This window comes from Hymenobacter lucidus (assembly GCF_020447265.1).
GTDB lineage: Bacteria > Bacteroidota > Bacteroidia > Cytophagales > Hymenobacteraceae > Hymenobacter > Hymenobacter lucidus.
On record NZ_JAJADR010000001.1, the window covers coordinates 974,194 to 996,210 of the forward strand.

22 protein-coding genes are annotated in these 22,017 nt (G+C 57.1%); 4 read left to right on the forward strand and 18 right to left on the reverse strand.

Annotated features, from left to right (window positions below; translation table 11 throughout):
• Positions 1-23 precede the first annotated feature (23 nt).
• Both LGH74_RS04150 and LGH74_RS24830 read left to right on the forward strand, forming a co-directional pair.
• Positions 24-1,088: a DUF3089 domain-containing protein gene (locus tag LGH74_RS04150; protein ID WP_226172399.1), complete on the forward strand. Its 1,065-nt coding sequence runs from the start codon at positions 24-26 to the stop codon at positions 1,086-1,088.
• 8 nt (positions 1,089-1,096) lie between these two features.
• Entirely contained in the window at positions 1,097-1,228 is a 132-nt protein-coding gene (locus LGH74_RS24830; protein WP_262904525.1) for a hypothetical protein, read from the forward strand.
• A 57-nt stretch (positions 1,229-1,285) separates the two neighbouring features.
• On the opposite strand, the gene LGH74_RS04155 is transcribed toward LGH74_RS24830, so the two are convergent.
• The 5 genes from LGH74_RS04155 to rplM form a co-directional block, all read right to left on the reverse strand.
• Positions 1,286-1,660, reverse strand: coding sequence for a hypothetical protein (locus LGH74_RS04155; protein ID WP_226172401.1), 375 nt, complete (start codon positions 1,658-1,660; stop codon positions 1,286-1,288).
• A gap of 17 nt (positions 1,661-1,677) precedes the next feature.
• Positions 1,678-2,514: a translation elongation factor Ts gene (gene tsf / locus LGH74_RS04160; RefSeq protein WP_226172404.1), complete on the reverse strand. Its 837-nt coding sequence runs from the start codon at positions 2,512-2,514 to the stop codon at positions 1,678-1,680.
• A gap of 152 nt (positions 2,515-2,666) precedes the next feature.
• Positions 2,667-3,434: a 30S ribosomal protein S2 gene (gene rpsB / locus LGH74_RS04165; protein ID WP_226172407.1), complete on the reverse strand. Its 768-nt coding sequence runs from the start codon at positions 3,432-3,434 to the stop codon at positions 2,667-2,669.
• Between the two features lie 18 nt (positions 3,435-3,452).
• A complete protein-coding gene (gene rpsI, locus LGH74_RS04170) occupies positions 3,453-3,839 on the reverse strand; it encodes a 30S ribosomal protein S9 (protein ID WP_100337369.1) in 387 nt (128 codons plus the stop codon).
• A 39-nt stretch (positions 3,840-3,878) separates the two neighbouring features.
• Entirely contained in the window at positions 3,879-4,331 is a 453-nt protein-coding gene (gene rplM, locus LGH74_RS04175; RefSeq protein WP_226172410.1) for a 50S ribosomal protein L13, read from the reverse strand.
• Positions 4,332-4,538: 207 nt separating this feature from the next.
• Between rplM and LGH74_RS04180 the strand changes: the two genes are divergently transcribed.
• A complete protein-coding gene (locus LGH74_RS04180) occupies positions 4,539-6,017 on the forward strand; it encodes a hypothetical protein (protein ID WP_226172413.1) in 1,479 nt (492 codons plus the stop codon).
• A 9-nt stretch (positions 6,018-6,026) separates the two neighbouring features.
• On the opposite strand, the gene LGH74_RS04185 is transcribed toward LGH74_RS04180, so the two are convergent.
• From LGH74_RS04185 to recA, 5 genes are all read right to left on the reverse strand, one after another.
• A complete protein-coding gene (locus LGH74_RS04185) occupies positions 6,027-6,743 on the reverse strand; it encodes an RluA family pseudouridine synthase (protein WP_226172417.1) in 717 nt (238 codons plus the stop codon).
• 36 nt (positions 6,744-6,779) lie between these two features.
• On the reverse strand, positions 6,780-7,901 hold the full coding sequence (locus tag LGH74_RS04190) for a sensor histidine kinase (RefSeq protein WP_226172420.1): 1,122 nt from the start codon (positions 7,899-7,901) through the stop codon (positions 6,780-6,782).
• Positions 7,902-7,955: 54 nt separating this feature from the next.
• Complete coding sequence (locus LGH74_RS04195) at positions 7,956-8,654, reverse strand: response regulator transcription factor (RefSeq protein WP_226172425.1); 699 nt, start codon at positions 8,652-8,654, stop codon at positions 7,956-7,958.
• Between the two features lie 321 nt (positions 8,655-8,975).
• Positions 8,976-9,800 carry a DUF3108 domain-containing protein gene (locus LGH74_RS04200; protein WP_226172428.1) on the reverse strand — a complete coding sequence of 275 codons (825 nt, stop codon included), beginning with the start codon at positions 9,798-9,800 and terminating at the stop codon, positions 8,976-8,978.
• A 207-nt stretch (positions 9,801-10,007) separates the two neighbouring features.
• Entirely contained in the window at positions 10,008-11,105 is a 1,098-nt protein-coding gene (gene recA, locus LGH74_RS04205) for a recombinase RecA (protein WP_226172430.1), read from the reverse strand.
• A gap of 264 nt (positions 11,106-11,369) precedes the next feature.
• On the opposite strand from recA, the gene LGH74_RS04210 reads away from it, so the two are divergent.
• Entirely contained in the window at positions 11,370-12,482 is a 1,113-nt protein-coding gene (locus tag LGH74_RS04210) for a hypothetical protein (RefSeq protein ID WP_226172433.1), read from the forward strand.
• A gap of 7 nt (positions 12,483-12,489) precedes the next feature.
• Here the strand turns inward: LGH74_RS04210 and LGH74_RS04215 are convergent, their stop codons facing one another.
• The 8 genes from LGH74_RS04215 to LGH74_RS04250 all read right to left on the reverse strand — a co-directional run bounded on the left by LGH74_RS04215 (position 12,490) and on the right by LGH74_RS04250 (position 21,890).
• On the reverse strand, positions 12,490-13,068 hold the full coding sequence (locus tag LGH74_RS04215; protein WP_226172436.1) for a GNAT family N-acetyltransferase: 579 nt from the start codon (positions 13,066-13,068) through the stop codon (positions 12,490-12,492).
• A 194-nt stretch (positions 13,069-13,262) separates the two neighbouring features.
• A complete protein-coding gene (locus LGH74_RS04220) occupies positions 13,263-13,709 on the reverse strand; it encodes a hypothetical protein (protein WP_226172438.1) in 447 nt (148 codons plus the stop codon).
• Between the two features lie 88 nt (positions 13,710-13,797).
• A complete protein-coding gene (locus tag LGH74_RS04225; protein WP_226172441.1) occupies positions 13,798-14,763 on the reverse strand; it encodes an AAA family ATPase in 966 nt (321 codons plus the stop codon).
• Positions 14,764-14,893: 130 nt separating this feature from the next.
• Complete coding sequence (locus LGH74_RS04230; protein WP_226172462.1) at positions 14,894-16,282, reverse strand: peptidylprolyl isomerase; 1,389 nt, start codon at positions 16,280-16,282, stop codon at positions 14,894-14,896.
• A 258-nt stretch (positions 16,283-16,540) separates the two neighbouring features.
• Positions 16,541-18,841 (reverse strand): peptidylprolyl isomerase, encoded by a 2,301-nt coding sequence (locus LGH74_RS04235; protein ID WP_226172464.1) that lies wholly within the window; start codon positions 18,839-18,841, stop codon positions 16,541-16,543.
• Positions 18,842-19,011: 170 nt separating this feature from the next.
• Positions 19,012-19,425 (reverse strand): ATP-binding protein, encoded by a 414-nt coding sequence (locus LGH74_RS04240; protein WP_226172466.1) that lies wholly within the window; start codon positions 19,423-19,425, stop codon positions 19,012-19,014.
• A gap of 24 nt (positions 19,426-19,449) precedes the next feature.
• Positions 19,450-19,779 carry an STAS domain-containing protein gene (locus LGH74_RS04245; protein WP_226172468.1) on the reverse strand — a complete coding sequence of 110 codons (330 nt, stop codon included), beginning with the start codon at positions 19,777-19,779 and terminating at the stop codon, positions 19,450-19,452.
• Between the two features lie 14 nt (positions 19,780-19,793).
• Positions 19,794-21,890: a GAF domain-containing SpoIIE family protein phosphatase gene (locus tag LGH74_RS04250; RefSeq protein ID WP_226172471.1), complete on the reverse strand. Its 2,097-nt coding sequence runs from the start codon at positions 21,888-21,890 to the stop codon at positions 19,794-19,796.
• Between the last annotated feature and the right edge of the window lie 127 nt (positions 21,891-22,017).

A 22,017-nucleotide genomic window follows, 5' to 3' on the forward strand; every position in this document is an offset into this window, starting at 1 on the left:
TTGTGTTTCTGATACCGTTGCCCATGCGTTCTGCTGCTCTGTTTCGTGCTGTTTACCTAAGCCTTCTGTTGCTGATTGGCAACAGTTTGGTTTCCTGTCTCACGGTTATCAAGCCCGGCAAGCAGTTTACTGCCTACCGGCCCGCCACTATTCCTGACTACGCCCAGCCCGACAACTGGGCCGCCCTGCCCACCCGCCGCGACTCGGCCGACCTGGTACCGCTCGGCTCGGGCCTGCGCGATGAGCAGAAAACCGCCTTGGCCGACGTGTTCTATGTGCACCCCACCACGTTCTACAAGCGCGAGTCGTGGAATGCCGACCTGGCCGATGAGCGCCTGAACCGCTTCACCGACAACAGTACCATCCGCAAGCAAGCCACGGTATTCAACGCTGCGGCCCACATCTACGCCCCGCGCTACCGGCAGGCCACGCTCTATTCCTTCTTCGACGAGAAAAGCACCAACGGCAAAGAGGCCCTGGAGCTGGCGTATTCCGACGTAAAAGCTGCTTTCCAGTACTACCTGGCGCACTATAACCAGGGCCGGCCCATCATCATTGCCGGCCACAGCCAGGGCACGTTCCACGCCACGCGCCTGCTCCACGAGTTCATCGACAACAACCCCAAGCTGCGCAAACAGCTCGTGGTGGCCTACCTCATCGGCTTCAAAGTGAAAACCGACGAATACCAGACCCTGCGGCCCTGCGAAGACTCCACGCAAACCGGCTGCTACGTGGGCTGGAATTCCGTGGCCTGGGGCAACGAGTACCCGCCTTTCGCCGGCGGCGTGGCTACCAACCCCCTCACCTGGACGCGCGACACCGCCGCCGCCCCCAGCCATTTGAATAAAGGCGGCGTCCCGCTTTCCTTCAACCGCATCGATACGGCCGTAGTCGATGCCAAAGTCCACAACGGCCTCGTCTGGATGCACGCGCCTCAGCCCACGGGCTACCCGCGCTTCCTGCTCCCCGGCCGGCCTGAGCTGCGCCACTCCTTCCACATTGCCGATTACGCCCTGTTCTACCTCAACCTGCGCCGCAACGCAGTTACGAGGGTGCAGGCCTACACCGCCCAGTCCCAACGCCCTTAAAGCTCCCTATGAAGAATATTAACTGGCCCCGTTTCCTGATTGGCCTGTTGTTTTTGCTCTTGCTGGCTGCGCTGGCTAAGAATCTGATAGGAGGCGCTAGTCGGCGCAAGCACACGAATCCGGCCAGCCAAAGCCGCTGATTAATTAACTGATACTGTTCTTTCATCCACAGGTGCTGTCTAATGGCTCTGTGGTTTCTACATCCTGGTTAGCTCTTCGATTGTCTTGCCAAACAAGAAAGGGTGTGTTTCTATGGGATATCTTCTTTGAAAAGTCTGGTAGTCTTCCCAAAACCTGCTCTCATCAAAATTTTCGAACTCAGAGGCAGAAAATTGAGCCAGGTTATGAAGCCATTCAGCAATTTCATGGGCAAGCTGCAGTTGCAGGCGCCGACGCTGTAGTGTTAGTGGATTCAGCCAGAATCCTTGATGAGGCGCAGTGGCTAGCCGGATATCCACCATTCCCCAGTAGAGCAGCTCTCTGAATAATTTTTTACGCGTCTCGTTCATCTTGTAGAGTAAAAGTAAAGCACAAAAAAGCCCCACCGGCATAACGCCAGCGGGGCTTTTCATAGTATCAACTTTACAGCTTAGGCACCAATGGCCACGCGCTTAAAGTCGGTTACGGTCATGCCTTTCGACGTTTTGTCGAGCAGCTGAGCAATGGTCAGCGAGTTGTCTTTCACGAACTCCTGGTTCAACAGGGTGTTTTCCTTGTAGAACTTGTTCAGCTTGCCCTGGGCAATTTTCTCCAGCATCGCCTCGGGCTTGCCTTCGGCACGCGCCTGCTCTTTGCCAATTTCGATTTCGCGCTCCGTGATGGACGAATCCACACCGTCTTTGTCAACGGCAACAGGCTTCATGGCTACGATCTGCATGGCTACGTCGCGGCCTACGGCGGCGGTATCAGCACCACCTACGTTCTTCAGGCCTACGAGTACGCCTTTCTTGCTGTCGGAGTGGATGTACGAAGCCACCTTCTCGGCCGAGAGGGTAGCGTAGGTCAGGTCCAGCTTCTCGCCGATTTTGCCCATCAGGTCGGTGATGTGCTCCTGAATGGTCAGGCCGTCTTCTTCCTTGGTAGCCAGCAGGTCTTCCTTGGTAGCGGCGTTGGTACGCACGGCAGCATCCAGAATACGCTGCACCAGCTCGCGGAAGTTGGCAACCTTGGCTACCGATTCCGTTTCGCAGGCCAGAGCTACCAGCTTACCGTTGGTGCCATCTTCGCTTACGGCTACGGCTACAAAGCCTTCCGACGTTTCGTTTTCAGCACGCTTGTCGGCAATTTTCTGACCCTGCTTACGCAGAATGTCACGGGCAGCCTCGAAGTCGCCTTCGGCTTCGGTCAGCGCTTTTTTGCAATCCATCATGCCTGCACCGGTCATGGTGCGGAGCTTGTTCACGTCTGCGGCGGTAATTGCGGCCATTCTTGTGAGATTTAGAGGAGGGGATTTTACTAGAATAGAACAAGCCAGTGGGCTCGTTCCGAATAGGCAGAGAGGAGGGAAGTACCTAAAGAAAAAGGGAACACCGGAGCCGAGTGCTTCGCATGTTCCCCTCTTCTCATTCGGTAGACGGACTATTCGTCGGCAGCCAGTTTCTCTTTGATGCCTTCGTCTTCCGACTGTTTCTTGTCGGCTTCGTCCTTGTCAACTTTACGCTCCGACAGACCATCTTCGATAGCCTTGCTGATGATACCTACGATCAGAGCAATGGATTTCGAGGCGTCGTCGTTAGCCGGGATTGGGAAGTCTACCAGCTCGGGGTTCGAGTTCGTATCGCAGATAGCGAAAACGGGGATACCGAGTTTCTGGGCTTCTTTAACGGCAATGTGCTCACGCTTGACGTCCACTACGAACAGGGCAGCGGGGAGGCGGCTCAGGTCGGCAATGCCACCCAGCACACGCTCCAGCTTCTCCCGCTCGCGCGACAGCATCAGACGCTCACGCTTGGCAAGTGCTGCGTAGGCCGTGTTTTCCTTCACCATCTTGTCGATGGTGCTCATTTTCTTCAGCGACTTGCGAACCGTGGCGAAGTTGGTGAGCATGCCACCCAACCACCGGTCGGTAACGAATGGCATTTTCAGGCGCTTGGCCTCTTCGGTAACGATTTCCTGAGCCTGCTTCTTGGTAGCAACGAACATTACTTTCCGACCGCTCTTGGCGATGTTGCGGATAGCAGTGGCGGCTTGCTCCAGCGAAACCAGGGTTTTGTTCAGGTCAATGATATGGATGCCGTTCTTCTCCATGAAGATGTACGGCGCCATTTTCGGGTCCCACTTGCGCGTAAGGTGACCAAAGTGGGCACCTGCGTCGAGCAGTTCTTTATACGTGGTGGACTGAGCCATGATAAGGTTCCTCTGGGTTTAGCGTTTCGAGAACTGGAACGAGCGACGAGCTTTGCGCTTGCCGAACTTTTTGCGTTCCACCATGCGGGGGTCACGGGTCAGGAAGCCTTCTTTTTTCAGGGCGGGACGCACTTCGGCGTTGTCACCCACGAGGGCTTTCGAGATGGCCAAACGGATGGCTTCGGCCTGAGCCGAGATGCCACCACCGCGCACGTTCACCTTGATGTCATACTGGTTGAGTTGCTCAACCGTATTCAAAGGCTGGTTCACGATGTTTTCCAGGAGTTCATTGCCAAAGTAGGCTTTCATTTCCCGGCCGTTGATAGTGATATTCCCTTGCCCGGCTTGCATGTAGATGCGAGCCACCGAGGTTTTTCTTCTACCAGAGGTGTTGGAGATTTCCATTAATGAAAAATTAGAGAAAAAAAGGAAAGCGGGTTAGGCTTACAGGTTGGTCAGGTCAACAGCGGCGGGCTGCTGAGCTTGGTGAGGATGCTCGGCACCTTCGTACACGAACAGGCTGCGGAACTGCTCACGACCCAGACGGTTGTGGGGCAGCATACCGCGTACGGCGTGCTCGATAACGCGGGTCGAGGATTTCTCCATCACCTCACGCATCGACTTGCGCTTCTGGCCACCTGGGTAGCCGGAGTGCGACACGTAAATTTTTTCGGTCATCTTTTTACCCGTCACGCGCAGTTTGTCGGCGTTGATAACGATAACCGAATCGCCGCAATCAGAGTTGGGCGTAAACGAGGGCTTGTGTTTGCCGCGGAGAATGTTGGCAATTTGACTGGACAGACGGCCCAGAGTATTGTCACCAGCATCAATCACGACCCAGCCCTTGTTGGCGTTGGCTTTGTTGACGGACACCGTCTTGAAGCTCAGATGATCCATTGGGGAGTTGAGTAAGCGTTTGAAAATGAGATAGAACCCAGCAAGGGTTCGGGAAAAACGGACACAAAGTTACCCTTTTTCGCTTACGAAGCAAAGCCCCGGGGAGAATTATCCATCTAAAACCCTTGCACTTACCTGCTTTGGCAGTTTTGCTGATTTGGTATGAGCGGCCATTACTACCTTTAAGGCCCTCGCCAGCCCTCTTCTATGCCCGTATCCCCGGTATTACCTGCCCCTAACCCGGCCCCGAAAACCTCGCGCACGGCCCTGCTTTTGCTGTTGGCGCTGTTTGCTTTGTCCGTTATTCTGGCCTGCACCACGGCTACTACCTACGATACCGGCGACAGTATCAACCACTACCTCTACAGCCGCTACGCGTTTGAGCATCCCGGTAATTTTTTGGAGTCGTGGGCCAAGCCGCTGTTTGTGCTGCTGACGGCTGGGCCCGCCCAGCTGGGCTTTCTGGGCATCAAGCTTTTCAACTGTGGGGTGGTAGCCCTGGCGGCCTGGCTGGCTTACCGGGTGGCCGAGCGGCTGCGGTTGCCCTGGCCCTGGCTGGCGCTGCTTTTCACCTACGCCGCCCCCGACTACTTCCGCATCCAGTTTTCGGGTCTCACCGAGCCGCTGTTCAGCCTTATTCTGGTGGCAGGCGTGTGGCTGGCTCTGCGTGACCGGGCTGGCTGGTCGGCGCTGGTCATGTCGTTTCTGCCCTTTGTGCGCTCCGAGGGCTTTTTGTTGCTGGGCGTGTGGGCGGTGTACCTACTCGTGAGCCGGCAGTGGCGGCACCTGCCCGCGCTGCTGGTGGGCTACGTGGTATATAGCGTGGTAGGCCTACTGGTGTACCACGATTTTCTGTGGGTGTTTACTCATAATGCCTACCCGTACCGAGCTGCGCAATACGGCCACGGCACACTAAGTCACTACTTCATTCAGCTGCCCGGCGTTATTGGCTTGGTACTGTTCGTCATGTTCTGGCTGGGCGGCATCCGGGCCCTGCTACTGTGGCTGCGGCCCCAGCTACGCCAGCAGCCGACGCTCTTCTGGGCCGAGCTGCTGCTGATTTATGGCAGTGTGGTGGTGTACTGCGGCGCCCACGCGCTTTTCTGGTGGCAAGGCATTTTCGCCTCCTTCGGCATGGTGCGGGTGCTCAACGCCATGGTGCCACTCATGGCCATTATTGCTCTTAATGGCCTGCTGAGTATCACGCAGCTGTTTAAAAACGCCGTGGTGCAGCAGCGGGTGCGGCTTGGCGTTACGGCGGCGGTGGTGCTGTTCCTCTTCACTGGGGCCCGCACGGCCTTTCGCTGGCAGCGCGACTTTGCCCAGGCCGCCGAAATTCAGCTGGCCGACGAAGCCGGAATTTGGTTGGCGCAAACGCATCCGCAGCAAAAGCCTCTCATCGTGCTGGAGCACCCCTACTTGGCCATTGCCCTGCGCGTCGACCCGTTTGATGTGCGGCAGCGGCGCGACATGGGGTTTCTGCACCCCCAGGGACCCAAAGCAGACGTGCCGGCCGGTACGCTGGTGTTCTGGGACGACTGGTTTTCGGTAACCGAAGCCGGAATACCGCTAAAGCGCCTGCAGCAGGATGCCCGCTACCGGCTGCGCTGGCAGGGCGCTAAGCCGCGCAACCTATCCCGTCCCGATGCCGACTCCTGCCGTCTATTAGTGTTCGAGCGGCTCTAGGCGGCTGCTTTAGCTGTACTGCCGTAGCGTGTCGACCAGCACCCGGAAGTCTTTCGGATAGGGGGCTTCCACGGTTACTTCCTCCCCATTGAGGCGGGTGAAAATGAGCTTGGCCGCGTGCAGGGCGAAACGCTTGATGAATGGCTGCTCTTCCTCACCTTCCTTCATGTTGAACTTCTTCTTCAGCGTGGAAAGGTAAAACTCCTCGCCGCCGTACACTACGTCGCCCACAATAGGAGCCTGCAGATACATCAGGTGCAGCCGAATCTGGTGCATGCGGCCGGTGATGGGCACGCACTGCACCAGGGTGTGGCGGGCAAACTGCTCCAGAGTGGTGAAGTAGGTTTCGGCGGCTTTGCCTTTGTAAGCCAGCCGTGCCTTGCCTTTAGTAGTAGTTTCGATGCTGCGGTCGACCAGCTTGTTGTCGAACTGCTGCACGCCCCAGGCCACGGCGTGGTAGAGCTTTTTCACCTCACGGTTCTCAAACTGCATCGAGAGGTGGCGGTAGGCTTCCGGGTTTTTGGCCAACGCCAAAGCGCCCGACGTTTCTTTGTCGAGGCGGTGGCAGGCCTGCATGTCGGCGCTGTATTCGCGGGCCATGCGCAGGATGTTGGGCGCGCCGCCTACTCGCTCGTCAAGCGTGGCCAGAAACGGCGGTTTGTTGATGACCACGAAGTCGTCGTCCTCAAACAGAATCAGGTCTTTAAAATCTAAGTGCTTCTTCATAGCGGGCCGCAAAGGTACGCCGAAGTCTTGGGAAGCTCAGGCCTCGGGCGCACTTACTTCCGGAGCCTCTTTGGCCGGCCGGGGCTTGGGCAGCTTGAATTCCAGCGTTGTGCCTACGCCAACCTCACTCCGCACTCGAATGACCGACTTGTGGGCCTCCACGATGTGCTTGCTGATGGCTAGCCCCAACCCCGAGCCGCCCGAGTCGCGGGAGCGGCTCTTATCAATGCGGTAAAACCGCTCGAAAATGCGGTTCTGGTGCTGTTTCGGAATGCCGGCCCCATCGTCGCGCACGGCCACACGCACCACTTTCTGGGCTTCGACCAGGCTTACCACCACGTGCCCGCCTTCCTTGCCGTATTTGATGGCGTTATCAATCAGGTTGATAAGTACCTGCCGGATCCGGTTACGGTCGGCCACCACCAGAAGGGGCTCCGTGTGTAGCGTGGGCGGGAAAAGCTGTAGCACTACGTGGCGCTGGGCGGCCTTTTGCTCCAGCTGCTCAAAGATTTCCCGCACCAGCTCGGCTAGGTTGAAGCGCTGCTTGCGCATCCGGACCACGCCTTTTTCCAGCTGCGAAATAGTTACCAGATCCTGCACCAGCGCATCGAGCGTATCGAGGCTAGTAGCGGCCTTGGTCAGGAATTTCTGGCGTAGAAAATCGTCGTCCATGTCGCCATCCAGCACGGTGTGCAGAAAGCCCTGGGCAGCGAAAATCGGCGTCTTGAGCTCGTGCGATACGTCGGCCAGAAACTCGCGCCGCAGGGCTTGCAGGCGTTTCAGTTCCTCAATTTCGCGCTCTTTGCGCTCGGCCATATCCAGAATTTCGTCGCGCATGCGCTTCAGCGGCTCGGGCCGAAACAGAAACTTGTTCGACAGCCGCCGGAACTCCTTGCGCTTGATGTTTTCCAGCCCAGCGTAGATGTTGTTGATTTCCCGGAACAGCAGGGCCTCAAACGACAGATACACCAGTAGAAAGCACGCCGCCACCGTAATGCCCATTGCCAGCGCCGCCTGCTGAAAATCCAGCGTGGGCGCCACCCAGGCAAAAGTGCTCAGCACCCCACCAACCAGCAGGGCAATAAGAATGGCAATGGTGCGGGACGAGAGGTTCACGCGCGGAATAATGGAAGCAGGTGATAAAAATACGACTGTCACCCCAGGAAAGGAAGGATGACAGTCGCGGAACTGGCAAGACGCCCAGGAAAAAGCCTAGTCGGCGTTGAACTTGTAGCCGACGCCCTTAATGGTCTGAATATGATGGTCGCCGACTTTCTCGCGCACTTTCCGCACGTGCACGTCCACGGTGCGAGCCAGCACGAATACGTCGTTGCCCCAGATGTTCTGCAGCAGCTCTTCGCGCCCGAATACTTTGTGGGGTGAGGCGGCCAGGAACGCCAGCAGCTCAAATTCTTTCTTGGGCAACGAAATCTTACGGCCTTCCTGGAACACGGCAAAGCCCGTCCGGTCGATGGTCAGCCCGTTGATTTCAATGGTTTCCGACACGGCCGATGTTTCATGGTCGCGGCGCACGTAGGCGGCCAGGCGGCTCATCAGGGCCCGGGGCTTGATGGGCTTGGCAATGAAGTCGTCGGCGCCGGCATCGAAGGCGGCTACTTCCGAAAACTCCTCGGCCCGGGCCGTCAGAAAGATGATGTACGTTTCCTTGAAACGGGCCATAGCCCGCAACTGTCGGCAGGTATCGATACCGTCGAGGTGGGGCATCATCACGTCGAGCAGAATAATGTCGGGGCCAAACTGCGGAGCTACTTCCAGGGCTTTACGGCCGTCGGGGGCGCTGGCCACGATGTAGCCTTCTTTGCGCAGATTATATTCAAGCAGTTCCACGATGTCCGGGTCATCATCAACTACCAGAATCTTGTAGGCGTTGGAGGAAGGAGTAGGGTGCACGGGTCGTGGGGTTTGGGGGTAAAAGAAAATGCGCGAGGACAAAAATACTTCCTGCCGGATGGTAGCGCGTGTTACCTTTTTGTGACGCGACCCGGCTGGCACCGGCTGTTCCCGCAGGTTCTGCACTGGCCGGGCCGGCGGTGGCGGGCAGTGCCGGTTCGGGACGAGGCTTTGCAAAATAGGCCTGGCGCTCTTTTTCGGCAAGGTATCAGTCAGCGGCATGGCGTTGGGCTTTATGAAGAGGATGAGGCAGTAAACTCAGCAAGAGCAGCAAAGGGCATAAAAAAAGCGACCCTTTCGGAGTCGCTTTTAGAAACGGAATCAATTCTTAGCCACCAGGTTCAACCGGTTTCGCAGGCCTTGGTATTTGTACATATCGACTTTGACGGAGCCGACAAACATTTCAGCCTGAAACAGAACCGGGATTTTATTCCGGTCGTCGGAGAGGTACACCGATATGGCATTCTCACCCTTGAATAGCTTGTTTTCTGGCATTTTCGGGACGAGGCGGATGGCGCGGATAACGCCGGCCTTGGTTTCGACCGTTTCCTTGCCCTTGTAGGTTACGTCCATATTGAAAACCTCATCGTCGAAGAAGCCCTGCACCCGGATAACCTCGCCGACTTTGCGGTTGTCGTAGTTCAGGGTCCGCAGAAAGTAGAAGCCGCTGACGATGTCCTGAATGTTGTCGGGCGTTTTGAAGTTACCTTTCTTGACCGGGTCCTGCTTGCGGTGAGTTTCTACCTGCACCACGTTTTTGTGGTGGTCGAAGTCCATGGTTTCCTTTTTGCGGTAGCTGTTCTCCTCAACGCTGAGGAAGAAACGCTGGGGCAGAATACTGGTCGTGTCGATGTAGGAGCGCCAGGTGTCGCGGATGCGCAGAAAGAAGTCGAAGGAGCCGGTAGTCTTGCCCGTAACGGTGGCCTTGTAGCAGGGCCGGTCGTTCACCTTGTGAATCTCATCGGACAGCTCCACGGTAGCCTCGGCGGCGTTGATGAGCCCGTAATGCACCTTATAGCGCAGCACCTCACCTTTGGCAAAGCTATGATTGGGAATGGCGCGCTCGGTTTTGGCCGAGTCGAACGACCATAAAACAGCGCAAAAGGCAAGAAGCAGCGGGGAAAACAGAAGCCAGCGACGGTTCATGGAAAACGGCAAAATGGTTTTAGCCGGTGCTTATTCAAACGGGATGCCAGCAAAGATACCAGTAACCGTATAAACTCGCATCGTACTTGGGCAAAAGGAACGAAAATGCAACGGCTGGGTTCCATTGCGCTTTTTCGGGCAAGGAAGATACGTACAAAAAAAGCCTCCCGGCTTGCGCGGGGAGGCTTTTTCGTTAAACCGGAAAGATTACTCGTTGTCGTCTTCGTCGGCAATCGACTCGTCGGTCGGAATGGCGGCCAGAGCTACTTCGGGCTCTCCTTTCACCATGTCGCGAATCTGCTTCTCGATTTTGTCGGCCAGCTCAGGGTTGTCGAGCAGGATGGTTTTAACACCTTCGCGGCCCTGACCCAGGCGGTTGCCGTCGTACGAGAACCACGAGCCCGATTTGGCAATGATGCCCATATCAACGCCCAGGTCCAGGATTTCGCCCACTTTGCTGATGCCTTCACCGTAGATGATGTCGAACTCGACCACTTTGAACGGTGGGGCTACTTTGTTTTTCACCACCTTCACCTTGGTGCGGTTGCCTGTCACGTTGTCCTTGTCTTCCTTGATCTGGCCAATCCGACGAATGTCGAGACGAACCGAAGCATAGAATTTCAGGGCGTTACCACCGGTCGTGGTTTCGGGGTTACCGAACATCACACCGATTTTTTCACGCAACTGGTTGATGAAGATGCAGCAGCAGCCGGTCTTGTTGATGGTACCAGTGAGCTTCCGCAAGGCTTGGCTCATCAGGCGGGCCTGCAGACCCATCTTAGAGTCGCCCATGTCGCCTTCCAACTCGCCTTTCGGCACCAGGGCGGCCACGGAGTCAATAACGATGATGTCGATGGCACCCGAGGAAATCAGGTGGTCGGCTATTTCCAGAGCCTGCTCGCCGTTGTCGGGCTGGGCAATGAGCAGGTTGGTGGTGTCGATACCCAGCTTTTCAGCGTAGCTTTTATCAAAGGCGTGCTCAGCGTCGATAAACGCGGCAATACCGCCCTTCTTTTGGGCCTCGGCAATGCAGTGCATCGTCAGGGTCGTTTTACCGCTCGATTCAGGACCGTAGATTTCTACGACCCGGCCGCGGGGCAGACCGCCAATACCGAGGGCAATATCGAGGCCCAGCGAACCGGTGCTAATAGCCGGAATGTCGACTACTTTATTGTCGCTCAGCTTCATGACGGTGCCTTTGCCATAAGCCTTATCGAGCTTATCCATCGTGAGCTGAAGGGCCTTGAGCTTCTCGGCCTGAGGGTTTGCGGCAGTTTTCTCGGCTTTGTCTGTGGTAGCAGCCATTAGAGGAGGGTTGGGGATAAAAAATGCTTAGGTTTGGTGAATATAGGCGATTTTAGCCGCCTAACCTACCATTAAATGGCCTTTTACGCAGGGCGCGGAAGGCTGTTTCTGGTCGGCAATGGGTAACAGAGCCCGGCTATATTTCGTGCCCACAATGCTAAAAAAATTTGCTGAATTTCGGGTCATCCAAAGATGCTAAAATTTTTGTCAAAGCTAGTGCCTGATTGCCAGCTAAAACCAAGTTTACTGGCCGGTGTAAGTCTGGTGCTGCTCCTGCTGGCCGGGCCCCAAAGCCGGGCCCAGCTCAACAACCGGGCGTTCTACCGGCCCATTGCGCTGCAGCCCGAATACGACCAACAGCTCCGTCTGCAGGTCAGCGCGCTGCTCTTTAATAAAGACAACGAGTATTTCAACAAGATTGACGAGGGCCGTACGTATTATGGCACGCAGCTGGCCACGCGGCTGGTATACTTTCCCAGCCCCAAATTTCGGCTGGAGGCGGGCGTGTTTTTGCTGAAAGACTATGGCACCGAGAAGCTGCGGCAGGTGCGGCCCTTGTTTACGGCCATTTACCAGCACGGGCCGCACCGGCTGCTGCTGGGCAATATTCAGGGCAACGTGCAGCACGGCTACATCGAGCCATTGTTCGATTTCGAGCGGGTGTTTACCGCGCCGCTGGAGGAAGGCTCGCAGTACCAGTTTACGACGCGCCGGCTTAAGCTCGATGCCTGGGTAGACTGGCAGCGGCAGCAGTACCGCTTCAGCAATTTTCAGGAGGAAGTGGCCGGTGGCCTAGCGGCGGAAGCTACGGTGCTGGAAGACTCACTGGGCTGGCGCGTGGGTATTCCGTTTCAGTTTACGGGCAAGCACATCGGTGGGCAGATTGATACGGTAGATGAGCCGCTGCAAACCTATTTCAACCTGGCCAGTGGGGTGCGGGTACGCAAAAAGCTGGCTTCTGAGCTGTTTCAGGCGGTCTACTTCGAGGGTTACGTTACCCAGTTCATCGATTACTCCTTTACCCGGAAGCTGGCTTTCGACAAAGGCTATGGCCTCTACCTGAACGCGGGAGTAGATACCAAACTGTCGAATCTGCAGCTGGCGTACTGGAAAGGCAACGGCTTCTTCTCGCCGATGGGTGGGCGGCTGTACCGCTCCATTTCCACCACCGTGAGTGACCCGGGCTACATTGAGCGGCACCGGGAGCTGCTGATTCTACGAATGCTAAAGGACTACCAGTTGGCCGACAACCTGGTGCTGAGTACGCGCTTTGAGCCGCTCTACGACCTAGGCAACAAGTCCATCGACTTCTCCTTTGCGCTGTATCTGAACTTCAACCAGGAATTTTTGCTGACTACGCTCCGGCGCAAGCAGTAGCCGCGCTTTATTCGGGGCGAAGCAAGGTGTAATAGTAGATTTCTGGCTGGCTACTGCGCAGGGGCCACAGGCGCGGGCGCACGGGCAGGCGCCGGAAACCGGCCCGCTCGGCCACGGCGCAGCTACGCGGGTTGGTAGCATAGCACCGGATATCGAGCCGGGCCGCGCTGATGGGAGCGTCGAACCCAAAAAGAATAGCGGCTGCCAGAGCTTCCTGAGCGTAGCCCTGGCCTTCGGCTGCTTCGGCGAGGTAGTAGCCGATTTCGGCCGTCACGATGCGGCCCCAGCTGGGCTTGAGGCTGATGTCGCCGAGGTATTCGCCACTGAGTGTGTGCCAGATGCCGAAGACAAATAGCCGCCGCGTGTGCCAGTCCTGCGAGTAGCCAGCCAGTACCTGGGTGGCGTCTTCTAGCGTGCCGACGGCCGCTACCCGGGATGGAAAAGCAGCCAGCAGCCGCTCCCGGTTCTGGTCGAGCACCGTAAAGAAGGCCGCCGCGTCGGTATCGGGGGCATACGACTTCAGCGTGAGGCGGCTGGTGAGCAGCGGCTGCTGGGAAGGCACTTGTGGTAGCTCAGCAATACTCATAAACACACCAGGATACAATCACAACACCTGTGGCTACACGCAGGCCCGGCCAGAAGGTTGGACAAAATCGGAAGGAGAGTCATAAGCCGGGGCAACAGGCACGGCTGCGCTTCGGTGTGGAAACCCGGCTAAACGAAAAAGCCATCCGCGCGGGCAGATGGCTTTTCCTGGTTGGGTAGCGCAGAGCCTGATACTTACTTTTTCAGGACTACGGCAGTGCTTAGGTGGGGGTGCTGATATTGTACGGGGCTGCCTAGGGCCTGCTGAATGCGCATCACGTTCACCAGGCGGGCCGTTTCATTGAAGTACTCCAGGCGGCGAATCAGCATCTCTTTCACCAGCACCCGGCCTTCGGGCGTACGCATGGAAGTGCGCTTGTCTTCCAGCAGGCGGCGCATGATGGCGCCGGTTTCGGCCTGCTGCCGCACGTACTGCTCCTCAAACTCGGCCAGCCGGGCCAGGCCCTCGGTGCTGAGGCGGTACTGCGCCCCGCCTTCGTTCAGTACTTCGCACAGAATATAGACTTCCAGCGGCAATGAAATTTCCAGGGGCGTCGTGCGCAAATCAAGGCCGGCCCGCAGCGCGTCGAGGATGATTTCGATGTTGCGCTCAAATTGCTGATAGTAGCCGAGAACTTCCACAGGGAAAAGGGTTGATTGGTGATTGTGATTAGGGAGTTGTCAGTTACTTGTTGATTAGCTAACAACAAGCAACTAACAGCTGACATCTCTACAGTAATTCCTTGACGATCTGGTCGATGCTGATGCCTTCGGCCTCGGCCTTGAAGTTGCGTACCAGACGGTGCCGCAAAATAGGCAGGGCAATGGCTTTTACGTCCTCAATATCGGGCGAGTACTTGCCGTTGAGCAACGCGTTGCACTTGGCTCCTACGATAAGGTGCTGCGAAGCCCGCGGCCCGGCACCCCATTCCAGCAGCTGACTCACGCGGGCGGCGGCCCGGTCAGTGTTGGGGCGGGTTTTGTGCACGAGGCTCACGGCATATTCCACCACGTTGTCGGCCACCGGTACGCGGCGCACCAAGTGCTGGAAGGCCTGAATATCGTCGGAATGCAGAATCTTGTTCACGCTCGGCTTGGTGTCGGACGTGGTGTTCTTCACGATTTGCAGTTCGGCCTCGTAGCTGGGGTAGCCCAGCTCAATGTTGAACATAAACCGGTCGAGCTGGGCTTCGGGCAGCGGGTAGGTGCCTTCCTGCTCAATCGGGTTCTGGGTAGCCAATACGAAAAACGGCCGCTCCAGGGGATAACGCTTACCGGCCACCGTTACCGAGTATTCCTGCATGCTTTCGAGCAGGGCAGCCTGGGTTTTGGGCGGCGTCCGGTTGATTTCGTCGGCCAGGACGATGTTGGCAAACACGGGGCCTTTCACAAACTGGAAGTCGCGCTGCTGGTTCATCGTTTCCGAGCCCACAATATCCGAGGGCATCAGGTCCGGGGTGAACTGAATCCGGTTAAACGAGAGGTCGAGCGAGTCGGCAATGGTTTGGATCAGCAGGGTTTTAGCCAGTCCGGGCACGCCTACCAGCAGGCAGTGGCCCTGGGAAAAAACCGCCGTGAGCACCAGCCGGACCACCTCATCCTGGCCAATAATAACTTTGCCGATTTCCTGGCGCAGCGTACGGTAGGAGGCTGCCAAAGCATCGGCGGCTTCTTTATCAGAAGAGAAGGTGCGCATGAAACAGTGAAGTTGTGAGATAGTGAAATGGTGAGTTGGAAAGGGCGAAACAGTGGTTTTTGTCCGGCCAGCGCAGCCTTGCGCAACCGGAACATCAACTCACTATTTCACCACTTCACAATTTCACTACTTAGTTAACCGCGTCCAGCAGCTTGCAGTCGGCATACTGCGGGTCGGCTTCGAGGTATACGGAGCCGCGGTTTTTAAGAAACCACTCATCCAGCGCCTTGTTTTTCTTCTCGTTGAGGGCTGCCTGAGCAATTTTCTGGTAGTCGTCCTTCAGGTTGGCCTGGTGGGGCGGTGTATTCGACTTCAGCCAGATGATACGCATGGCGTCCTTGCCGTCGTCGGTGCGGTAGGGCAGGGGTGGCGTAATGCTGCCCACCTTCATAGTATCGATAGTAAAGAAAATAGCAGGGTCGAGCTTGTCCAGGGGCAGGTAGCTGCCGCCATCCTGGCGGTTGGCCAGCAAGCCACCGTTGCCGCTGCTGGTTTTGTCGTCGGAGTTGTCTTTGGCGGCTTTCGCAAACGTGATGCTGTCGGCCAGAATGCGGCGGCGCAGCTTGGTGAGCTGATTGGCGGCCTCATTTACGTCGCTGCCGCCAGTAGCGGGCTTGAGCAGAATGTGGCGGGTGCTGTAGCTGTCCCCTTTGCGCTCGATGAGCTGAATAAGATGAAAGCCGAATTGCGACTCCACGATGGGCGACATCTGACCGGGCTCCAGCTTCAGAGCGGCTGCTTCGTACTGCGGCACCAACTCTTTGCGTTTGAAAAAGCCCAGGTAGCCGCCCTGCGCCCCCGAGCCGGGGTCTTCAGAATACTGCTTAGCCAGCGTTTCGAAGCTTTCCCCGGCCTGAATGCGGGCCCGGATGTCGTTGAGCTTGGCAATGGTTTCCTCCTTGGCTTTGGGGTTCACCTGGGCCAGCTTGATGATCTGGCCTACTTCCACCTCCGTGGAGAAGTAAGGCAGGCTGTCTTTGGGAATGCGGCTGAAATACTGGCGTACCTCGCGCGGCGTCACAGCGACTTTACCGGCAATGGTTTCCTGCATTTTCTGCTGAATCAGCTGCTCTTTCACTTGCGGCCGCAGGTCGTCCTTGAGCTGCTTGATGGGCTTGTTGTAGTATTCTTCCAACTTTTTCTCCGAACCGATCTGCTGCACGAAATAGGCCATACGGCGGTCCAGCTCATTTTTAACCTGGCTGTCTTCCACCACCACCGAGTCGGTTTCGGCCTTGGCCAGCATCAGCTTGTTGAGCACAATACTCTGCAGAATCTTGCAGCGCAGATCGGGCGGCAGCGGCTTGCCCTGGGCCTGGGCTACCTGCTGGGCGTAGGCAATTTCCAGGTCGGAGCGCAGCACAATCTGGTTGTCTACTTTCACGATGATGGCATCGGCAATCTGGCGGCCCACGGGGCGGCCAATGCCCAGCTGGGCAGACGCAGTGGTAGCAGTGCCAGCCAGCAAACCCATGCCAAGCAGGGCCACGCGGGCCGACGAACGAAGGAATTGAATCATGGAATCGAAAAGAGTAATGCCCACGGACGGCACGGAAACGCACTTGCCGGAGCCAGCCGACTTCTGAAACGCAGAAAGTCGCCCGTAAATTTCAACATAAATCCTTTCTCCGGCAAAAACAACGGTTTTCGGCTGCGCCCGAGTCCGTAGCCTAGAGAGTCGGGCAGGAGCAGCTACGTTGCATAGGGCCTGCTACAAAAAAGAAGCCTCGGGCTGGACCGAGGCTTCTTGGAAGAGGAAACCGGAAATTCCGGGGCCTTATTTAGTTACTAGCTTGTCGACTTCGCTCTGGTTGAGCTTCACCGGGTACTGCTCGCGCAGCTGCGAAATCCACTGCTTCTCCAGGAAGTTCTGGTAGTCGGAAGTGGCCTGGCCGCGGGCTTCGGCCAGCGTTTTGGGGCCGGCAGGCAGCACTTTGTTGATGGTTACGGCGTAGTAGCGGCCATCTTTCGTAACGGTGTAGGTACCGGGGCCTTTATCCAGCAGCTCGTCTACTACTTTGTTGTCGCCCTTCTGGAAGCTGCGCTGTTGCACTTGCACGGCCAGTGGGTTTTGCTCGTTCAGGCTTTCCTCCAGCGCGGCAGTGCTGGTGCTGGTAAGGCTCAACACGGCAGCGCCGTCGACAGTGGCCGTTTTAGTGGTTTTTGTGATGATACGCTGAGCCGAAGCGCCTTTGGTGACCAGGTACGACTTCACGTTGGCAACCCGGGGCGCTACCAGACTGGCAGCTTCACCGCGCTTGGGGCGGCCCGTAACAGTCAGCGTCAGGGTCGTATCCGACTGCATACGGCTGGCCAGCCGGTCGAGGTCGGCCCAGGCACCTTTCAGGATGTTGGGCCGGCCGGGCATGAAAGCAACGGTCTGGGGAACTACGCGCTTCACGTTATAGCGTCCGGCTTTCAGCTGGGTCTGCGCCTGGGTCAGGAGCTGGGGCGTAGCGGCGCTGATAACCGTACCCTGCACCCGCGTATCCCACTGGTACTTGCTTTGGTTGTCGGCAAAGTACTTCTGTAGGCCCACCGTGTCCTCAATGGCTTTGCTCCACACCTTCTCGTCCATGAGCTGGAACAAGAGAATACCGTCGCGATACTCTTTCACGAGCATGCGGTAGTCTTCGTACTTGGTTTCGAGGTTGGTCTTTTCAAATTCGGTCAGGCTCTGGTCCACGTACTGGTCGTAGAGCTGCTGCATGCTGAATTTGGGGTCGGCTCCGGCCTTGGCGCGCTGGTTCTGCTGCACGTAGGTCAGGAAATCTTTCACCAAATACGGCTTGCCCTTAATGGTAAAGAGCGTGGCATTACCGTCCGGGGTTTTGCTGGCCTTCATGGCCGCGGCCGGCGCGGTGTACTTGAAACGGCCGTTTACCAGGGCCGTGTCGGCTTTGGTGAAGGTGTAGTCTTTACCGGCTTTATTTTCCGTGAACTGGTTTTCGGTACGAATCCGCTTCAGGAAGGCGGCTTTGTTCAGCTCCGAGCGAGAATCTTTGGAAACTTTGCTTTTCAGCGAGGCCTCCATATCCTCAAACTTGGGCACCGACTGCTTTTCAATCAGGCGGACGATGTGCCAGCCGTAGGGCGTCTGCACGGGTGCCGACAGGTCGCCGGGCTTCTGTAGCTTGAAGGCAGCTTCCTCGAAGGAGGGAATCATGCGGCCGGTGCCGAAGGGCGGCAATTCACCACCGTTGGCGGCCGAGCCGGCATCCTCCGAGAACTGGGCTACCAGCTTGTCCCAGGCTTCGTTGCGCTGGAGGCGGCTATACAGCTCGTCAATCTTTTTCTTGGCCGTTACCGAGTCGGCCTTGGGCATGCCCGGCGTAGCCCGAATCATGAGGTGAGCCACCTTGATTTCGCCCTGTGCCGTGCGTACGTCATTCACCTTGATGATGTGGTAGCCAAAGCGGGTGCGCACCGGCTGCGACACCTCGCCTACCTTGGTGCGGTACGCGGCCGACTCGAACGGATACACCATCTGCATAGCCGTGAAGTAGCCCAGCTTGCCGCCATTGTCGCGGGCCGAAGGGTCTTCGGAGGTTTCGGCGGCTACTTTATTGAAGTCCTCGCCACCCGTTACGCGCTGGCGCAGCGCCATTATCTTGTTGTATGTGGCCAGCGTATCGGCCGGTGAGGCGTCAGGGGCTAGGCGCAGCAGGATGTGAGAAGCGCTTATTTCCTTACTCATTCGGTCATAGGCTTCCCGCACCAGCTGGTCGGTCACGCTCTTCTCGGTGAGGTAGGGCTGGGCCAACTGCTGCTTGTAGCCCTCCAGCTCCCGCTTAAAGGCTTGGGTGGTGTCGAGGCCGCGCTTCTCGGCTTCCAGCACCTTCAGCTTGAAGTTGGTGTACAGGTCCAGGTATTCCTGCACGCTGGGGCGGGTGCCAAACTCGGGCGCGGAGCCGTTGTTTTTGCGGTACACGTAGGCAAACTCCCCGGCGGGCACCTCGTAGGTGCCCAGCGTCTCAATAACGGGCTGTTTGGCAGTGGTAGTCGGTTTGGTGGTCTGGCAGCCAGCGGCCAGCAGTGCAGCGGCCAGCGGGCCGGCGTACAAAATGCGTTTGTGCATACAAAAAATAAGATACTACAAAGCGTACAGCCATCGAAACGAGTTAGGACGGAAGGCTGACTGATGCAATTTTACGCATTTTTTTTGGCTGCCGCGCCTCGCCAACTTATAAGTGTTAGGCATAAAAAAAGCACTTCGGGGGCGAAGTGCTTTTTCAGTGGCTTTTCGGTTCAGGCAATGTGCTTGTAGAGGCGGCAGACGTTGTGGGTGCCAGTAGTCGTAAACTCGACCCGGTCCATGATACGGTTTACCAGGGCCATGCCCACACCGCCTTTTTTACCGGTGCGAATGTGCTCTTGTAGGTCAGGCTCCTTATAGAGGGAAGGTTGGTAAGAAGAGTTGCTGTCGTCTTCGATTTCGATTTCGAACACCTGCTTTTCCACGCCAACCCGCACATTCAGAAACTGCGATTCGTCTTCGTGGTTGGCGTGAATGATAAGGTTGGCTACTACCTCATCAACGGCCAGAATAATCTGGTTGAGGTGCAGATCCGACAGGCTGTAAGCAGCCAGGTAGGTGCTTACAAAATCGCGCACCACTTTGAGGTTGTGGCGGTTGCAACTGATGCGGATTGCGTTTTTCATTCCCTCCGGTGCCTTCTGTAGTGCTTAAATAGCGGTGGCTTCGGCCTCCGAAGGCACGATGGTCATCAAGGCATCCAGACCCAGAATCTCGAATACGTTGTGCACTTTTTCCTGCATGTTGAAGAATACCAGCTTTACGCCCGCATCCTGAAAACGCTGCAAATGGGAAATGAAAACTCCCAGGCCGGCCGAGGAAATATAGTTGAGCCGCTGGCAGTCAATCAGTACCTTTTTATAGTCAAGCACTTCCGGCTTGGTAAGCTCCGTGTCGAGCAAAACGGACGAGCTGGCGTCCAGTTCACCGTCGAGGCTGAGCGTGAGGGTATTTTCGGTGGTTTGTTGCGCTATTTTCATGCCTCCTCTGTACGTTAGATTGTTGCTTCTGGTTGAGCTGCTTTGAATTTGATGACTAGCAGCGTCTGGTCGTCGTGCATAGGCTGGCCCTTGCTGAACTCGTTGAGGTCGTCTAGGATGCGCTGCTTGATTTCGTCGGCATCGAGATAATACGTGTGCTCCAGCATCTGCAGCAGCCGGTCTTCACCGTATTCTTCCTGGCCCGCCCCCCGCGCCTCCACGATGCCGTCGGTGTAAATCACCATCACGTCGCCGGGATTGTAGTCGTAGAACTGGTTTTTGATGTGCTTCTCGTAGCTGTCGTTGCGGATGATGCCCAGGCCCATACCGGCGGTGTGGAAGTACGAAACCTCCTCCTTGATGGAATGATAGTAGAGCGTGTGGCAGTGGCCGGCGCGGGCAAATACGAAGCCGCCGTGCTCGTAGTCGATGATATAGAGGGCGGCAGTAATGAAGGACGACTTTTCCAGGCAGTGGGTGAGGGCGCGGTTGGCCATCGACATAAACTTGCTGGGCACCGGAAACTTCTCCCGGTCATCCTTGGCCAAGGGGTTTTCCTGCATCAATGCGTGGAAAATGCCTTTCATCTGGGCCATGTGGAAGGCCGCCGTGATGCCCTTGCCCGATACGTCGCCGATGAGGATGGCGAGGCGCTTGCCGGGCAAGTGCAGGAAGTCGTAGAAGTCGCCGCCTACTTCCTTGGCCGCCAGCGCGTGGGAGCTGATTTCAAACCAGTTGTCGATGGGCAGGTCCTTGGGAATGAGGCTGTCCTGCACCGAGGAGGCAATTTTGAGCTCTTCCTTCACCCGCTCGTTCTGGATGGATGCGGCCACCAGCTGCAGGTTTTCGATGCTGAGCACCGTCTGGCTGGTGAAGGTTTGCAGAATGCCCAGGTTTTCGCGGTCGAAGCTCTGGCGCTGCTCCTTGAGCATATACAAGGAGCCGTATTGGCGCTTGGCCGAGCGCATGGGCATTACAATGAGCGAACCGTAGGAAAGCTCCAGGTTGCGGAAGCCGTTGCTGTTCGGCAGGTCGTTGTTGAGGTACTCAATCTGGCCTAGGTTGTAGTCGGCCAACAGGGTCCGGATGGCCTGCACGTTCTCTTCACTGACGTTAAACAGCTGCCCCGTGTGCACCTCACCATCGGTTTCCACGTCGAGCCAAGCCGCGTCGGCTTCCACCGTCTGGATGGCGGCCTCGAAGAGCATCTGGTACACTTCATGCTCATTCTGGCCCTTCTGAATCAACTGGGTCAGGCGCTGCAAACTCAGGATTTCCTCACGCTTCTGCTCAAAGACCCCTGCCGTTGGCAGGTTGAAGAAGGTAACCAGCAGGCCGGCCAAGGAATAGAAGCCGGCAAAGAACACGGTGAGCAGCAAAAACGCGTGCTGGGGCTCGGGGGCTACCAGCTTGGGGTCTTTGGCGATGCGCAGGAAATACAGGGTAAAGATGCCCAGACACAGCAGCAAGGCTACCTGCATGAACACTACTTCCCACTTCTGCCGCCGATTCAGGTAGGCTACCCATTTCTGGTTGCCGCTCAGATACACCCCAAATACGGCCAGCCCGCCCATAATGAAATACGCAACCGGCATGGGCGGCGTCCAGGCGAAGAGGCGGAACAGGAGCGTGGTACCCAGCAGCAGCTCAAACCAGAGCCAGTCGCGGCGCAGGCGGGCCGCCGAGCGAAACAGCACCAAGGAGCGCCAGGAGTAGTTGGTGTAGGCCAGAAAAATGACGAACAGCGCCAGATTGATGGTGTAGATGCAGGCAAACAGAACCCGGTCGGCGGTGGGGTGCTCGTACTGGATGAGGCGTTCGAGCAGATGCAACCCAATGCAGACAGTGGCCAGCAGACCCGGCCCAAATACCAGCCGGCGCAGGAGCCCCACAAAGTCGGTGCCCCGGAGCGGGTCGGGGCGGCTGCGCAGATACACGAATACGCCGGCTACGAAGGCGGCCTGGGCCAGCAGCGTTACCCATTCGGGCGGTGAGCCCACGCGGGCCGCGGCCTCCGGGCTGGCTTGCAACAGGGTACTGGTAAGCAGTATCAGCCAGCTCAGCACGGTGAAGGGCAATACAATAGCTGTCAGCTTCTGTCGGACGGGCATGAATAGGAGTGAAATACGAACGGCCCGGCACCGTGTGGCGCGCTCCGTAATGTACCGGCAAGATACATTCTGATTGGTAAATCGGCCGCAAGGCTTTGCTTCGGCCAGCCTTCCCGGTACGAAAATG

What these genes read in the sequence shown, in the direction of transcription:
- LGH74_RS04150 (WP_226172399.1), top strand. Translation starts at nt 24, where the DNA reads ATGCGTTCTGCTGCTCTGTTTCGTGCTGTTTACCTAAGCCTTCTGTTG.
- LGH74_RS24830 (WP_262904525.1), top strand. Translation starts at nt 1,097, where the DNA reads ATGAAGAATATTAACTGGCCCCGTTTCCTGATTGGCCTGTTGTTTTTG.
- LGH74_RS04155 (WP_226172401.1), bottom strand. Translation starts at nt 1,660, where the DNA reads ATGAAAAGCCCCGCTGGCGTTATGCCGGTGGGGCTTTTTTGTGCTTTA.
- tsf (WP_226172404.1), bottom strand. Translation starts at nt 2,514, where the DNA reads ATGGCCGCAATTACCGCCGCAGACGTGAACAAGCTCCGCACCATGACC.
- rpsB (WP_226172407.1), bottom strand. Translation starts at nt 3,434, where the DNA reads ATGGCTCAGTCCACCACGTATAAAGAACTGCTCGACGCAGGTGCCCAC.
- rpsI (WP_100337369.1), bottom strand. Translation starts at nt 3,839, where the DNA reads ATGGAAATCTCCAACACCTCTGGTAGAAGAAAAACCTCGGTGGCTCGC.
- rplM (WP_226172410.1), bottom strand. Translation starts at nt 4,331, where the DNA reads ATGGATCATCTGAGCTTCAAGACGGTGTCCGTCAACAAAGCCAACGCC.
- LGH74_RS04180 (WP_226172413.1), top strand. Translation starts at nt 4,539, where the DNA reads ATGCCCGTATCCCCGGTATTACCTGCCCCTAACCCGGCCCCGAAAACC.
- LGH74_RS04185 (WP_226172417.1), bottom strand. Translation starts at nt 6,743, where the DNA reads ATGAAGAAGCACTTAGATTTTAAAGACCTGATTCTGTTTGAGGACGAC.
- LGH74_RS04200 (WP_226172428.1), bottom strand. Translation starts at nt 9,800, where the DNA reads ATGAACCGTCGCTGGCTTCTGTTTTCCCCGCTGCTTCTTGCCTTTTGC.
- recA (WP_226172430.1), bottom strand. Translation starts at nt 11,105, where the DNA reads ATGGCTGCTACCACAGACAAAGCCGAGAAAACTGCCGCAAACCCTCAG.
- LGH74_RS04215 (WP_226172436.1), bottom strand. Translation starts at nt 13,068, where the DNA reads ATGAGTATTGCTGAGCTACCACAAGTGCCTTCCCAGCAGCCGCTGCTC.
- LGH74_RS04225 (WP_226172441.1), bottom strand. Translation starts at nt 14,763, where the DNA reads ATGCGCACCTTCTCTTCTGATAAAGAAGCCGCCGATGCTTTGGCAGCC.
- LGH74_RS04230 (WP_226172462.1), bottom strand. Translation starts at nt 16,282, where the DNA reads ATGATTCAATTCCTTCGTTCGTCGGCCCGCGTGGCCCTGCTTGGCATG.
- LGH74_RS04235 (WP_226172464.1), bottom strand. Translation starts at nt 18,841, where the DNA reads ATGCACAAACGCATTTTGTACGCCGGCCCGCTGGCCGCTGCACTGCTG.
- LGH74_RS04240 (WP_226172466.1), bottom strand. Translation starts at nt 19,425, where the DNA reads ATGAAAAACGCAATCCGCATCAGTTGCAACCGCCACAACCTCAAAGTG.
- LGH74_RS04245 (WP_226172468.1), bottom strand. Translation starts at nt 19,779, where the DNA reads ATGAAAATAGCGCAACAAACCACCGAAAATACCCTCACGCTCAGCCTC.
- LGH74_RS04250 (WP_226172471.1), bottom strand. Translation starts at nt 21,890, where the DNA reads ATGCCCGTCCGACAGAAGCTGACAGCTATTGTATTGCCCTTCACCGTG.